General features: G+C 42.7%; 13 protein-coding genes. All 13 read left to right on the top strand.

All coding sequences use genetic code 11. The annotated features are described in order from the left end of the window. Positions 1-243 precede the first annotated feature (243 nt). The 13 genes from BLR73_RS02815 to BLR73_RS02755 all read left to right on the top strand — a co-directional run bounded on the left by BLR73_RS02815 (position 244) and on the right by BLR73_RS02755 (position 14,674). A complete protein-coding gene (locus BLR73_RS02815; RefSeq protein ID WP_091858747.1) occupies positions 244-1,926 on the top strand; it encodes a type I restriction-modification system subunit M in 1,683 nt (560 codons plus the stop codon). A 1-nt stretch (position 1,927) separates the two neighbouring features. Next, positions 1,928-3,094 (top strand): restriction endonuclease subunit S, encoded by a 1,167-nt coding sequence (locus tag BLR73_RS02810; RefSeq protein WP_091858744.1) that lies wholly within the window; start codon positions 1,928-1,930, stop codon positions 3,092-3,094. A 64-nt stretch (positions 3,095-3,158) separates the two neighbouring features. Beyond that, positions 3,159-4,139, top strand: a complete 981-nt coding sequence (locus tag BLR73_RS02805) for a Fic family protein (protein ID WP_213605549.1) — start codon at positions 3,159-3,161, stop codon at positions 4,137-4,139. A 5-nt stretch (positions 4,140-4,144) separates the two neighbouring features. Beyond that, positions 4,145-7,351, top strand: a complete 3,207-nt coding sequence (locus BLR73_RS02800) for a type I restriction endonuclease subunit R (RefSeq protein WP_091858738.1) — start codon at positions 4,145-4,147, stop codon at positions 7,349-7,351. A 15-nt stretch (positions 7,352-7,366) separates the two neighbouring features. After that, positions 7,367-7,456 carry an AbiH family protein gene (locus BLR73_RS02795; RefSeq protein WP_091858735.1) on the top strand — a complete coding sequence of 30 codons (90 nt, stop codon included), beginning with the start codon at positions 7,367-7,369 and terminating at the stop codon, positions 7,454-7,456. A gap of 28 nt (positions 7,457-7,484) precedes the next feature. Then, positions 7,485-7,826: a hypothetical protein gene (locus BLR73_RS02790; protein WP_143010868.1), complete on the top strand. Its 342-nt coding sequence runs from the start codon at positions 7,485-7,487 to the stop codon at positions 7,824-7,826. Positions 7,827-8,301: 475 nt separating this feature from the next. Beyond that, positions 8,302-9,168 (top strand): hypothetical protein, encoded by an 867-nt coding sequence (locus BLR73_RS02785; protein ID WP_091858728.1) that lies wholly within the window; start codon positions 8,302-8,304, stop codon positions 9,166-9,168. A gap of 184 nt (positions 9,169-9,352) precedes the next feature. Continuing rightward, positions 9,353-9,835, top strand: coding sequence for a hypothetical protein (locus BLR73_RS02780; RefSeq protein ID WP_091858725.1), 483 nt, complete (start codon positions 9,353-9,355; stop codon positions 9,833-9,835). A 319-nt stretch (positions 9,836-10,154) separates the two neighbouring features. After that, positions 10,155-10,877, top strand: a complete 723-nt coding sequence (locus BLR73_RS02775) for a Rha family transcriptional regulator (protein WP_091858723.1) — start codon at positions 10,155-10,157, stop codon at positions 10,875-10,877. 171 nt (positions 10,878-11,048) lie between these two features. After that, positions 11,049-11,330: a DUF3127 domain-containing protein gene (locus tag BLR73_RS02770; RefSeq protein ID WP_041385742.1), complete on the top strand. Its 282-nt coding sequence runs from the start codon at positions 11,049-11,051 to the stop codon at positions 11,328-11,330. Positions 11,331-11,479: 149 nt separating this feature from the next. Further along, positions 11,480-11,851, top strand: coding sequence for a hypothetical protein (locus BLR73_RS02765; protein WP_233456428.1), 372 nt, complete (start codon positions 11,480-11,482; stop codon positions 11,849-11,851). Then, entirely contained in the window at positions 11,848-14,184 is a 2,337-nt protein-coding gene (locus BLR73_RS02760) for a hypothetical protein (protein WP_091858716.1), read from the top strand. Before BLR73_RS02765 ends, BLR73_RS02760 begins: the two co-directional genes overlap by 4 nt. Before the next feature lie 19 nt (positions 14,185-14,203). Next, positions 14,204-14,674, top strand: coding sequence for a YcbK family protein (locus tag BLR73_RS02755; protein ID WP_091858713.1), 471 nt, complete (start codon positions 14,204-14,206; stop codon positions 14,672-14,674). Positions 14,675-14,690: the final 16 nt, after the last annotated feature.

The following is a 14,690-nucleotide window of genomic DNA, read 5'->3' as shown; positions in this document are numbered from 1 at the left end:
ATGTGCTGTTAAAACTCAATACAAAGATTAACTATTATATATATTATAATATATATAATAGTTATATTAAATAGGTTGATTTTTTGCAAATATGCATCTTGCTCACTAACAAAACTGAAACTGAAATTACTGAAATTTTTCTTTCGTGAAGTGATTATTTTTCTTGCTCAGTTCTTCTTTGTTTCATTTTTTATTTGTATCTTTGCAGATGAATTTGCAATCGATGATTAATTGAAATAATAAATGACAGATATAGAACTCAAAACGCTAAAAGATAATCTTTGGCACTCGGCTGATATGCTGCGTGCCGGGGCACATTTGGCGGCTAATAAATATGGTCAGCCTATTTTGGGATTAATATTCCTGCGCTATGCAGATATTCTTTTTAAACAACACAAGGCAGAGATTGACGCTGAATACCAGCAGTATAAGGGCACTCGTATGGAGAAGGAGTATAAGGATATTGCCATCGAGAAGTGTGGCTTTTTCCTGCCTGAATGTGCCTATTACGATGCGATTAATGATGCACCAGATGATGCCCATAAGGCTGTGCTCGTAAAGAAAGCGATGGAAACCATCGAACAGGAGAACCCCAAAATGGAAGGTGTGCTGCCTAAGGAGGTTTATGGTCAGCTGGTACCCGAAGAGGAGCCTGAGCTGTTGAGCCGTATCGTACGTGTATTTAAGGATATTCCCGAGGATATCAGTATCGATTTGTTCGGTCAGATTTATGAATATTTCCTTGGCAATTTTGCTTTGGCCGAAGGTCAGGGTGGAGGAGCCTTCTATACGCCAGCCAGCGTAGTACAGTATATGGTTGAAGTGCTGCAGCCTAAGACTGGTGATAAGAAATTCCTGGACCCTGCTTGTGGATCAGGTGGTATGTTTGTTCAGGCTGCACGCTATATGCACAAGCACAATGCCAGTAGCGACGATATGATGCGTTTCCGCTGCTATGGTGTTGAGAAAGAGCCCGATACCGTTAAACTGGCAAAGATGAATCTGTTGCTGAACAATGTTCGTGGCGAGATAACTGAGGCTAACTCATTCTATAGCGACCCATACGATGCTTTCGAGAAGTTTGATTACGTGATGGCTAATCCACCATTCAATGTAGATGAGGTGGTGCTGGATAGAGTGATTGATGATAAGCGTTTTAATACCTATGGTGTACCACGCAACAAAACAAAATCAGCCAAGAAGGGTAGCGACAAGAAGGAAACGGTACCCAATGCCAACTATCTGTGGATAGGCTATTTTGCAACAGCACTTAACGATAATGGTAAGGCTGCTCTGGTAATGGCCAACTCTGCCAGCGATGCAGGAGGTTCGGAGTTAGAAATCCGCAAGAAGATGATTGAGGATGGCATTATCAGTCAGATGGTGACATTGCCCAGCAATATGTTCTCTACTGTTACGCTTCCCGCTACTCTGTGGTTCTTCAACAAGCAGCGTACTAACAAAGATGAAATTCTGTTTATCGATGCTCGTAACATCTTTACCCAGGTGGATCGTGCCCATCGTAAGTTCTCTGATGAGCAGATTAAGAACTTAGGCATCATCAGCCGTCTCTATGAGGGCGATTCTGATAGTTTCTGGGCATTGGTAGATGAATACAAGGCAGCAGGTCAGCAAGACCAGGTTGACTGGCTCTTGGAGCGTTGGCCTGAGGGCAAATATCAGGATGTGATAGGTCTCTGCAAGGTGGCCAAACTCGATGGCGAGGATGGCATCAAAGATCAGGACTATTCGCTGAATGCAGGCCGCTATGTTGGTGTTGTCATCGAGGATGACGGCATGACCGAAGCTGAGTTTGCTGAAACCATGCGAGGTCTGCATTCTGAGTTCTCACAACTCAATGCCGAAGCCCTGAAGTTGCAGGAAGAGATTGATAAGAACATGAAGGAACTGTTTGGGGAGGAGTAAGATGGAGTATGTAAAATTAGGAAATATTGTTGATTATAGAAAAGGCTATGCATTTAAAAGTAGCCTTTATACGGATACCGGCATAATGGTTGTCCGTGTATCCGATTTTACTATTGATGGTATTTCTGAAAATGATGCTGTTTATATTGAAGAAGATAAGGCATATGATAAACATTTACTCCGATACGGGGATATACTGATACAAACAGTTGGTTCATGGGCAAACAACCCAAATTCAATTGTTGGTAAAGTTGTTAGAGTTCCTAAGTTAAGTACAAGAGCATATCTTAATCAAAATATAGTAAAACTGATACCAAGAGAATCTATTGATTATACGTATCTTTTTTATTCGTTAAAGGCTAATCGCTTTTCGTTATACTGTGTTAATAGAGGCCAAGGTTCTGCAAATCAAGCATCAATAACCCTTGAAACAATACTTAGGTTTAAATTTCTTGTTCACTCCACAAAAGAGCAGCATCGCATTGCTTCTATTCTATCTTCATACGACAATCTGATAGAGAATAACAACAAACGTATTCGTCTGTTGGAGCAAATGGCAGAGAATCTTTATAGGGAGTGGTTTGTTCGTTTCCGTTTCCCTGGCCACGAAAAGGCTGAGTTTGAAAATGGCTTGCCTAAGAGTTGGAAAGTTGAGAAAGTAAAGAGTATCGTAAAACGTTTACCTTTCAATAGAACATATAAAGAATACGAACTTGAGAAAGAAGGCGCTGTTATAGTGATAGATCAATCAACGGATGATTATTTGGGATATCATAACAACGAACCATCACATTATGCCAACTATGATGATCCTCTATTGCTATTTGGTGACCATTCTTGTAAATTCCAATTAATGACAAGGAATTTCTCTCTTGGTGAAAATGTTATTCCTTTTACGACAAATAATAAGAGCCTGATAAATGAATATTGGCTATTTTATGCATCACATAAATTAATTCAGACAGAGGAATACAAAAGACATTGGGGACGTTTTGTATCAATAAAAGTTCTTGTCCCAGATATTAATATACAACTAAGATTTGAGAATATAGTTAAAACGTTTGAGAAGGAAAAGAACCAATTAATAACCAAGAATTCTATACTCTCTCGCCAGCGTGATTTATTGCTCCCGCGCTTGATGAGTGGTAAACTCGAAGTAAACGTATAACAGCACGATTATGAGCAAACAACAACCATCATATATACCACCATTCACGGTAACGTCGGAAATCATGCGATTAGTGTCGGAGATATCCGAACAAGTAGGCATTGTTACAACATTACTGGGTGACAATGTGCCATCGCCAATGCTGCGCAAAGCCAATCGCATTAAGACGATCCACTCATCGTTGGCGATAGAACATAATACACTGTCATTGAAGCAGGTGACAGATATTATTGACGGCAAGCATGTGTTAGGTGCCCCCGATGAGATACAGGAGGTGAAGAATGCACTACAAGCCTATCATTTGATGTCACAGTTGGATGCTTTCAAGGAAAAGGACCTGTTAAGGGCACATGAGCTGATGATGCTGGCTTTGGTTGACAACGCTGGTTGTTATCGTCATGCAGGCGTAGGTGTATTTGATGGTGACAAATGTATCCACATGGCTCCTCCTGCCGATCGTGTTCCTGCATTAATGGCCGACCTCTTTGAATGGATAAAAAAGACCGATGTGCATCCGCTTGTAAGTTCTTGCGTATTCCACTACGAGTTTGAGTTTATCCACCCCTTCATAGATGGCAATGGACGTATGGGGCGCTATTGGCAGACGATGTTGCTAAGTAAGTGGAAAGGAATTTTTTCATGGATTCCTGTTGAAACCATTGTTAAGGAACATCAGCAAGAGTATTATGATGTAATAGCTAAGTGTGACGCTGCAGGTAGCAGCACAGTTTTCATAGAGTTTATGTTGCGCTGCTTGCTTGATGCTATGAAACGTATTGAGGAAGAACCTGAAGAAGTTCCTAATAAAGTTCCCAATAAACTTCCTAATAAACTGAGGCTTCAATATCCCGATTTGTCGGATGCAGTATGGGATGTATATCTGGAATTAATGGAAGATGGACATGCTTCGGCAGCGACCGTTGGCAGTCATTTAGGCATCAGCGACAGAATGGTTCGTAAACATATCTCCGTGCTTCGTGATGCAGGCATCATAGAACGCATAGGAGGAAATAAAACTGGTTATTGGAAATTATTGAAAAAGTAGTGCTTATGAAATCCTTTATCAGCGAAGACGATATAGAGCAGGCGATATGTAATCGCTTATCGCAGCCAGAATACGGTTGGACGCGCATAGAATGCGACCCCAGCGTAGAGAAACAGGACGATGTTAGCGTTACTGGTCGTAACAGTGTGAAGGAATGCATATTACCAGAAGTGTTCCGCAATGCACTCAAGCGCATTAACCCAAACGTAAGCGAGGATATCATCGACGGTATCGTAAACGACTATCGTAGAGACTTTAGCAGTCAGGATATGGTAGATGTGAACTATCGACTGTATAACCAACTGCGTAACGGACTGAGGGTTGACACTCGTACGGCTAAAGGCGATGACTTTGAGATAGTTAAGCTGATAGACTTTGACAACATAGAGAACAACGACTTCCACTGCGTTAATCAGATGTGGATAAAGGGCCATTATCGTTATCGCCGCCCCGATGTACTGCTATTTGTAAACGGGCTGCCTGTAGTATTTATCGAACTGAAGAACTCTACCGTAAAAGTTGAGGAATCGTATAACAAGAATCTGGTTTCGTATCGTGAGGATATTCCCAATATCTTTGCATTGAATCAGATTTGCGTGCTTTCGAACGGACTGCAAACCAAGATAGGTGCTTGGAGTGCTGGCTACGAATACTTTTTTGAGTGGCTGCGTGTTGATAACGAGAAGGAAAAACTGGATAGAGACCAGATAGCAGAGCATGGCCTGTCTATACAATACCTGATAGACGGCCTGTTTAAGAAAGAACGACTGATTGACTATATCGAGAACTTTATATTCTTCGATAATAAGCGTGTAAAGATTATCGCTAAGAACCACCAGTTCCTGGGCGTAAATAACCTGATGAAGAGTGTGGAACGTCGCGAGGAACTTAACGGAAAGTTAGGTGTGTTCTGGCATACACAAGGCTCTGGTAAAAGCTACTCGATGGTGATGTTTGTAAGGAAGGTTAGACGTAAGTTGCATGGCAACTTTACGTTCCTGATTGTAACTGATCGCGACGACCTTGACACCCAGATACACAAGACTTTTGTACGATCGGAGGTGATAGGCGAAAAGGAGGAATGCCAGCCAAAGAACTCAGCACAGCTACGCGAGTATCTGATGAGTAACAAGCCCATGCTGTTTACGCTGATACATAAATTCCAATACGACAAACAGAAGAAATATCCCGTATTATCTGAGCGTAACGATATCTTTGTACTGGTAGATGAGGCTCATCGCACACAGTATAAGCAGCTGGCCGAGAATATGCATACAGGATTGCCAAATGCCAACTATATAGCTTTTACAGGCACACCATTGCTTGGCGCAAAGCGACTGACAAACCAGTGGTTTGGCGATTATGTATCGGAGTATAACTTTGCCGAAGCGATTGCAGATGGTTCAACTGTGCCATTGTTCTATAGCCGTAGAGTACCCGAAGTGGGACTTACCAACGACTGGCTGGATACCGATGTGGCTGAAATCGTAGAAGAGGAGAATCTGAACGACCGCGAACAGGAACTGCTAGAAAATAGCTCATCACGAATACTTGAGGTTATTAAGCGTGACGATCGATTGAATAAGATAGCCCAGGATATAGCGCACCATTTCCCACGTAGAGGATTCCTTGGAAAGGGTATGGTGGTAAGTGTAGATAAGTACACGGCTGTTAAGATGTACGATAAGGTACAGTACTACTGGGCTGAGGAACAGAAAGAACTGATAAAACAGCGAAATAAAGCCAAGACAGAAGAGGAACGCGAAAAAATAAACCGTATATTGGGCTATATGGACCGCGTTGAGATGGCTGTGGTAATCAGCGAGGAAGCTGACGAGAAAGAGAAATTCATGAAGCAGGGGCTTGATATCACCAAGCATAGAGAACTGATGAATAGGATTACCACCGATGGCAAGGATATCGAAGACCGGTTTAAGGATAAGGACGACCGCTTAAGTCTGGTATTTGTATGTGCCATGTGGCTTACAGGCTTTGATGTGCCATCACTATCTACGCTGTATCTCGACAAGCCGATGAAGAGTCATACACTGATGCAGGCCATTGCACGTGCAAATCGTGTATTCCCAGGCAAAACATGTGGTATCATCGTCGACTACGTAAACGTGTTTAAATATATGCAGGAGGCCCTGAGTGATTATGCATCAAGAGGCGATGAGGATGGCGATTATCCTGCCAAGAACATTGAGCAGCTTATTACCAATATCGACAACTGCATAGTAGAGTGCGATGCCTTCCTGTTGACGCTAGGCATTAACTTAGACGAGATAATTGCAGAGACTAACACGTTGGATAGGTTAGAGATGCTGCGACAGGCATTTGATAGGATATTACAGAAAGACGAGTGGAAAGACCGTTTCAAGGTGCTAAGCAATCTGCTGATGAATCTCTACGATGCCAGCAAGCCAGAGATATTCGAACGTGGTTGGCATAATAACAAGTTTGCGCCTATCAGCTATCTCAACGGTCTGTTCTGTAATCAGATTGACGATGAGAAACTGCAACGTGCCAAGGCCAGAATGGCTGAGAAACTGGACCAGAGCGTAACATCTACTAATCAGGTATGCGATAATGCCGACTATGTAATACATCAAGGCAAGGTAATCGACCTGAGCAAGATAAATGTGGATGATTTACGCAAGGAGATCAGTCTTACCCCATATAAGGCATTAGAGATTGACGACCTGCGCATATTTATAGAACAACTGTTGCAGCAGATGATAAATAAGAACTGTATGCGCATATCATTCTCTGAGCGTTATAAGAGCATCATCAATCGCTATAATGCAGGAGGAAGTGAGAACGAGGATTATTACGAGAAGCTGCTGCAGCTGATTGAGGAATTGAAGAAAGAACAAGGACGCTCTACTGACCTTGGTCTGGAGGAAGAGGAACTTGAAATATACGATTTGCTGATTCAAGGTAAGAAACTTACAAAGGCCGAAGAGCAGAAAGTGATATTGGCAGCAAAGAACCTGTATCAGAAACTAAAGGCCGAGAAGGATAACTTCATGGTGGTTGATTGGTATAAGGACGAACAACCCCGTAAGAAAGTGTTCTCGCTCATACAGGTTTCTCTGAATAACGACCTACCAGAAAGCTACGATAGAGTATCGTTTGTAGAGAAAACAAACCTGATTATGAACCATTTTGTCGATATGGCCATCCAAGGCTACGGCTGGGTAACGGCATAAAACATATAAACAGAAATGAACAGACTTGTACTCATAGGAAACGGTTTTGATTGTGCTCATGGGCTCCGTACCAAATATGAGCATTTTATAAGCTGGTACCACTAACAAGGAATAATTAATTAAAATAGTGCTTATGCTTAAAGGAAATGGATGTTTTAAAACTGCGTGTTTGGGTATGGTGATATTGGCCGTACTATTTGTTCTCTATTCGATTGGAACCGTATCTGATGGTACAGAAAATAAAGCCCAACCTTTTGAGGTTGTTACTAAATCGGGTAATGTAACGCTGCATCTTGGGATGCCTAAGGATTCTGTGATATTGTTAGTTGGCGAACCATATGAGTTTAGATCGTTTTCACTTGGCAACCGTGTGATATATGAAATTGGTTACCAAGTAAAAGTGAAAGAAAAAGGCCATACAGACCTTTCCTTCACATTCGAGAATGGTAAACTAGAAAGCTTTAGACAAGATTAAGCCACAAATAAAACCGAGGAGCGAACATCACTGTTGGCTCCTCGTACTTTGAATTAATCAATTATAAACTTTTAAAATCTTATTTCGGTGCAAATATAATACATTTCTTGTACAATCGATAATATATTGCAAAAAAGTTTGTATTGTCGGAGATTATTTGTATTAACTGCATTATATTGTCCGATAATACTAAAAATGACCGATAAATTGTCCGATAACTCCAAATTGTCCGAAAAAAGTCCGATGAACCTAAAATGTCCGAAATATTGTCCGATAATGTGGAAATGCCCCTCAAAATAAGACGAATGACTCCCAAAAGTAATTCTTCCGTGACCCTGAAAAATATGATGCAGCAGTATGATTTGTAAGTAATAACGAAAACGTTGAGTTTTAAGTAGTGTAAAATTTGCGGGTTTCGCGATTTTGCACTATCTTTGCATTTAAATTATCAAGTAAAACTTAAAGCAAAAAATTAATGTACACAACCTGCAAATTCGATTTCCGGGATCTTGAATTTTGGTTTTATGATCCGGATGGCTTAGCGAGATGGGGAGTTCTGGCTGATGTGTTGAGCAAGGATTCCCGTAATATAGATGTAATACGATTTGTTAAACCACACGGTGGAGGAACCTGTTCACATATTCATTGTTATGAACCTGAAATGGGGGCGATAGTGATGAAAGTGGCTAACAAAGAAGTTAATAAACACGACGTAGATTTTTGGAATATTGACAGACCGAATAGAGAATTCTCTGTCGTGCTGCTAATGACCAATGAAATGGCTACTTGCCTGTATGTTGAACAAAATCATTTCGCCTTTCATGATGTAAAAGACTTAATTAATATTATAGTTACTGGGCTGAATGAAAAATTAAGGAAACACGATTTGGCTATAAAGATACAATCGTATGTTAATGACCAAACTGACGATTTTGTTTCGATATGTGCAGCTCAATATGTGGGCAAACAGCTTAATCGGGCTCTTCATTTAATGGATTACGCACAGTCAAAAGTGATATCGCGCACCCAAACTATTGCTTCTCTGCCATCAAACAAAGGTTTAAAGGCTGCAGTTGTCGATTACAAAAAGGCCGAAGCTGTGGTTAATATGATAAGTGAACTGATGTATGGAAAATGTACACCAATGGATTTGATGATGCCAACAACTGCTGCCATAGCTGCGGGGCAGATGAGAGAACCAAAATGGAAAGAATACCATAATACCTATCCTGACGTTGACATTTCGGAAAAATCGTTCTATCGCTTAAGAAAGATAAATAATAAGTCTTATCAATATTCTGAAGCATTCAGAAAAATGGTGGCTGATTTTAGAGAACTATAAACCAAATTAATTAGAGTTTAAAAGAATATGTGAGGGTTTGTGAGATGTATCGTAAACTCTCACGTTATTTTTGTGTTTATGCTCGAACATTCTTTACTTTTGCAAGCGGATTTCCAACCATTAGTAATAATGTCTAACCAGAAACATGTGTGGGCCCATTCTGTTTCGCAAACGTGAAGCAAGAATGAAACAAATTGTGATAGAAATTGAGGATGAGGCTTACGAGCCTTTTATGGGAATGTTGCGCCTTTGTCCTGCTGCAAAGGTGGTGGGCACGAACAGCTTTGCTGAAACACGCGATGTGATTGATCGGTGTTTTGCTGAGGCTATCATGGAGTTGCAAGCCGATAAAAAGGTGTATAAGCGTCCCAGCGACCTGGCATACATCATGATAGGTGTAAACGATGGTGCTATTAATGGTGTGGATTATTATCTAACGCCTGATGACTTTACTGGCTATCTTTTACAGGTTGGTATTAATCAACTACCTAAACGCTCAACAATCTACAATAAGGTGAATGACACCGTTGGCAAATTTCCTGATTGGAGCTTTGTACATGATGTGAAACCTAAAGAAAAGATAAGGAGAAAAAATCTGCTTTTGCGTTTTTCGAGTGCTTTCGGAAGGGCTAAACGCCAAAAGTTGGACGGATTTATGGACAAGTAACCGAAAGCTGGACAGGTTTCTGGACAATTGAAAAAACGGCCATTGTCGGCTCGAAAACTTGCTATACTTTTGCCGTCGTGATTCAAAAATCAATCGTTCTTTGAGGCTACGCCTCGAACATCGGCCGCGCCTCAGCAAAGCCCAAGCAAGCTTAGCTCTGCGTTCGGCTTGCACGATCTTTGACATGCTGGCACAAACATTCACCTTCCGAATGGCGGAGGGCGATATTTCTGCGTATATGTGCATGTATACGCATGCGTGCTTAGGCGCGCGTACATTATTTAAATTAAATTATTAACTTTCTAAAAACAATAAGATTATGATTACAACAACAGTTATTTCAACAACAAGTTTATCAACCCGTAAGACTTCGCTGCTCGAACAGCAGTCACCCCACATGACGTCGCTGGAGGTTGCAGAGATTTGCGGAAAGCGTCATGCTGACCTGATGAGAGCCATCCGAAATATGGAACCAGCATGGCAGAAAATACGAGGGTGCAAATTTGCACTGTCGTCCCGAAAGGTTATTCAGAACAATGGAGGCGTTCGAGATCAGCCCTGTTACGAACTAACCAAAACTGAGACGCTCTACATTGCTACCAAGTTTAAAGATGAGGAGCGAGCTAAGCTGGTGCTGCGATGGGAACAGTTGGAAATGGAACGACTGATACAACGCCAGTCGATGCGATTGCTTACCACCAAGCAAGAGGTGCTGCACGAGTCGGAAGAGATAGTAGGCGAGCAGCTGGATGAGGTGAACGAGGAGAGCGACGGCTGCTTGACGGTTTCGGAGATTGCTGCCGTTTACAACATGACAGCGCACGACCTGAACTCGTTTCTGGTTGACATGAAGATTCAACGATGGCGATGCGGACAGTATCGACTACTACCCAAGTACGAGGGTTTAGGGCTAACGGCCGATCGATTGAATGTGAGTTACTCACTGAAAGGAAAACTGAAATACGAAACCTATCTGGTTTGGACAGAGAAAGGTCGCGATTTTATTACTAACCTGATTGAAAACGGTCATGGCTGGGATTAAACGTAAAGAATATCTGCTGTATCTGGCTAACGTTAGAGCCGAGGAGCAGCAAGCGTGGGATCGCGGATATCGGATTACTCGAAAAAGCATCGAGGAGATAAGAGAGGAGTTCCAAGCTAAATACGGAAGCATTTATTACATTAAAGATTAAACATTAAAAAATTAAACATTATGAACACAATGATTTTAAGAGTGAAAAAGTGCGGGGTGATGACTACCGTACAGAGTGAGAAAAGTGAGAATGGCGTACTGAATAAGCGAACCTTAGTGTTACAGGAACTTGGTGGCAAATATGCTAACAGCTATGTGGTTACAACACTTGGTAACCTGGCCACCATAGAGTTTGCTGAGAACGAACTGGTGGTTGCTGATTTGCGATTCCAAACTCGCGAGTACAATGGACAAGCGTTTATGGACGTTGTTGCAAATGAGATTTGCAAGATTAAACGCTGAAAAATGTAAAAATTCTTAGACGAGCTAAGCGGCAAAGCCGAGCGATAAAATGTAACAATGTAAGATTTTGAGTTGAGGTGAGGAGGATATTCTCGAGTAAATGGCCAAGGAATCCGAAACTTCTTCTCGCTTTAAAACTCAAAAACAAAATGAAAACAAATAACAAATTAAACAAGACCGTAACTGTTAACGGCATGATGGCCGTTACAAAGAGTGATTTAGAAATGGATTATGTGCAGTTCCTGCCAGATAATCCGAGTATAGGACAAGTGGAGGCTTTTCGTGGTCGTGGATTAGGTCAATTGTTGACCAACGGATCATTTGAGTTTGTTCGTACCAAGCGATTGCGCCATAAGCCTGAATTTAAAGGTGATTACGCCAGTTTGTCGTTTGGTGCAGATGGTAATGATCGCGTAACATTTGTGGTACCTAACGAACTGCGCGCCCAGTTACCCACCATCTTGCGTAAGGGTATTTGCCCAATCATTAAACACCTGCAAAAGAAAGGATTTAGTAAATGATTTACCGCATAGTAAATAAGGGTAAGAAGTTTGCTTATCTGGTAAAGAATCGTGAAGATTTCTTGGCGCTCAGAAACACCAAGGAGAATCTGGACAACTTAGCCAAAGCGCGCAAAGGTGACGAGAAAGCTAAGGCCCAATTGGTGCAGTTTGCCTATAATATCGGTGTACTGAATAGCTCGGCTTTGGCTGGTTGCAAGAGCATTGGTAGCTACTTTTTCCACGATGTGGATTGCTACGATGCCGAACAGAGCGCAGCAATGGCGCAGCAGATACTGGCTAAGAAGGATGAGATAGGCCTGATGATGCTGGAGAAGAGCGCGAGTGGAGGATATCATTTGGTTTGTAAGCGCCAGCCTGATACTACTATTCTCGAGAATCAAGTGCGCATTGCGACCATTCTGCAGATTGAGATGGATACTAACGTGCATGATTTGCAAAGGGTGGTCTATTCGACTAGTGGTGATGAAAAAGATTTACTTTATCTTAACGATGAGCTGTTTGAGGAACCGATGACTGTTGAGGAGTGCGAGGCGGAATATGCCCGATTGAAAGAGCGTGAGCGTAAAGGTGAAGAGCAGGTGCCGGCTGGGGCTAAAAAGGCGAGGAAGCATTATAAGCCTTGGGAAGATGATTTAGCAACGGATGACCGCGCGATGGGGCGTGACAAGGGACAGGGCCCAGTCACATCCTGCGACAGGGACCAGTCCCCAGTCACACCAGTCGATGAGAGGGTGAGGTTTGTGATGGAGGCGGTTTTGAAGGCTAAGGGGCTGGAGAAGTCGGACTTTACGGATATTGGTGGTAGACACAATGCGGTGAAGATATTCCTGAGTGGCTGTAACCAGTTATTAAGTAAGGTGGAGGCAAACGGAGCTTTGGCTGAACTGATGCCTGAACATTGGGCCGATGCGAATGTACAGAAATGCCTGAGTGATTTTTATGCCAAGTATTACAATCCTGAACGAAAACTGAATAAGGACGAGGAGGCGATATTTACGAAGAGTAGGAGGCTGGGAGATGATAAAGAAGCAGAAGTGTGTGATCGCTCAACTCCTCTGCCACCAGAGATGCCGGCAAAACTGCCAAAACTGATTAAACTGCTTACCAAGAATACCCCCAACCAATACAAAGCTGCGGTGGCCCATGCGGTGTTTCCATCGCTTGGAACCCATTTAAAAGAGGTGGAGTTTGAGTACACCGATTACGTGAAGCATGAGGCCACGCTGATGAACTGTCTGATGGCGCATACGGGCGCAGGTAAAGGCTGTATAGATGAGCCTATCCGTCATATTATGGCCGATATCAAAGCCCGCGATGCGGAGAACACCCGAAGAGAGGCCGAGTGGAAAAAGGATTGCCAAAAGAAGGGCGCCAATAAGGATAAGCAGGTACGCCCCGAAGGACTAGTGATACAGGAGATTGATCCCGATATGACCAAGCCTGCATTGGTTACCCGTATGGACGAAGCTGAAGGCCACTTTGTATATGTAAAGCTGAACGAGATTGACCTGTTTGAGCAGCTGAAAGGTCAGACAGGCAAGCAGCATTTCCAGCTGATGTGCTTGGCTTTCGATCCAGGTGCTGAGTTCGGTCAGACACGTATCGGTACCCAGAGTGTAACCGCAAGGCCAAAGTGTAGGTTCAACTGGAACGCCTGTACTACCATCCAAAAAGGTCGTCGCTTTTTCAGTCGTGTTCTCACCGATGGTCCTATCAGCCGTATCAACTTCTGCACCATCCCAGAGATGGAAATTGGAGCTGAACAACCTATCTATGGCAAGTACGACGAGGCATTTGATGCTGAGCTGAAAACGTATATCGACAACCTTGTGTCGGCTCATGGCGTGGTGGATTGTCCGCAGGCATTCAAATTGGCCAAAAAGCTACAGGAGGAATGTGCAGAATTTGCTCGCCTGTCACAGGATGAAACCTACTGGAACCTGTCGCATCGTGCCATTGTGATAGCCTGGTTAAAGGCCTGTGTGTTGTATGTAGCCAATGGCTGCCAATGGGAAAATACGATTGAAGATTTTGTTCGTTGGAGTCTGCAGTACGATCTCTGGTGCAAGATGCAGTTCTTTGGTGAGGACATTGAAAAAGCCAACCAAGAAGGCGAGCGCGTGGGCACCCGTGGCCCTCGTAACCTGCTGGAGCTGTTGCCAGATGAGTTTACGATTGACGATGCAAAGCGCATGCGCCAAAAGCAAGGCATGGATGCAAGTAGGGCCATCAAAATGATAAGAATTTGGAAAAGCAGAAAGTATGTGTTTCAGATTTCAGATTTCAGTTTTGTTAAGAGCGAAAAATACAAAGGAAAATGTAATAATTAAAAAATGAGAAAATGTAAAAATGGAAATAGTACAATTAAATAGTAAAGCAAACCTCTCCGAGCACTTTTTGCTCGGGGAGTTTACCAGGAGCAAGTATCCTGAAGTGTATAATATCCCAAGTCATGAGGCGATTGCGAATATGAAGCGATTGTGTGTTTGGCTGGAAGTATTACGGGAAGCCTCCCCCGGCCCCTCCAAAAAGAGGGGAGAGCCGATTGTGATTAACTCGGGATATCGAAGTCCGCAACTTAATCGTAAGGTTGGTGGAGCCTCTAACAGCAATCACCTAACAGGTTGCGCAGCAGATATTCGTACTTCGGGGTATGAACAGGCGATAGTGTATGCGGCCATCCTCATCAATTATGCCAAAGAATCGCAGCAGGAGTTTGATGAATTGCTGATAGAGAAGAACCGATATGGGGCGGTATGGTTGCACTTTGCGGTGAGGCCGAAAGAGAATCGGCATAAAGTGAGCTTCATTAACGCTTAAACAAATAGCAAATCCC

It is taken from the genome of Prevotella sp. khp1, from assembly GCF_900102205.1.
GTDB lineage: Bacteria > Bacteroidota > Bacteroidia > Bacteroidales > Bacteroidaceae > Prevotella > Prevotella ruminicola.
Note: the sequence above shows the minus strand (reverse complement) of the source record. Positions and strands in the feature narration are given on the sequence as shown.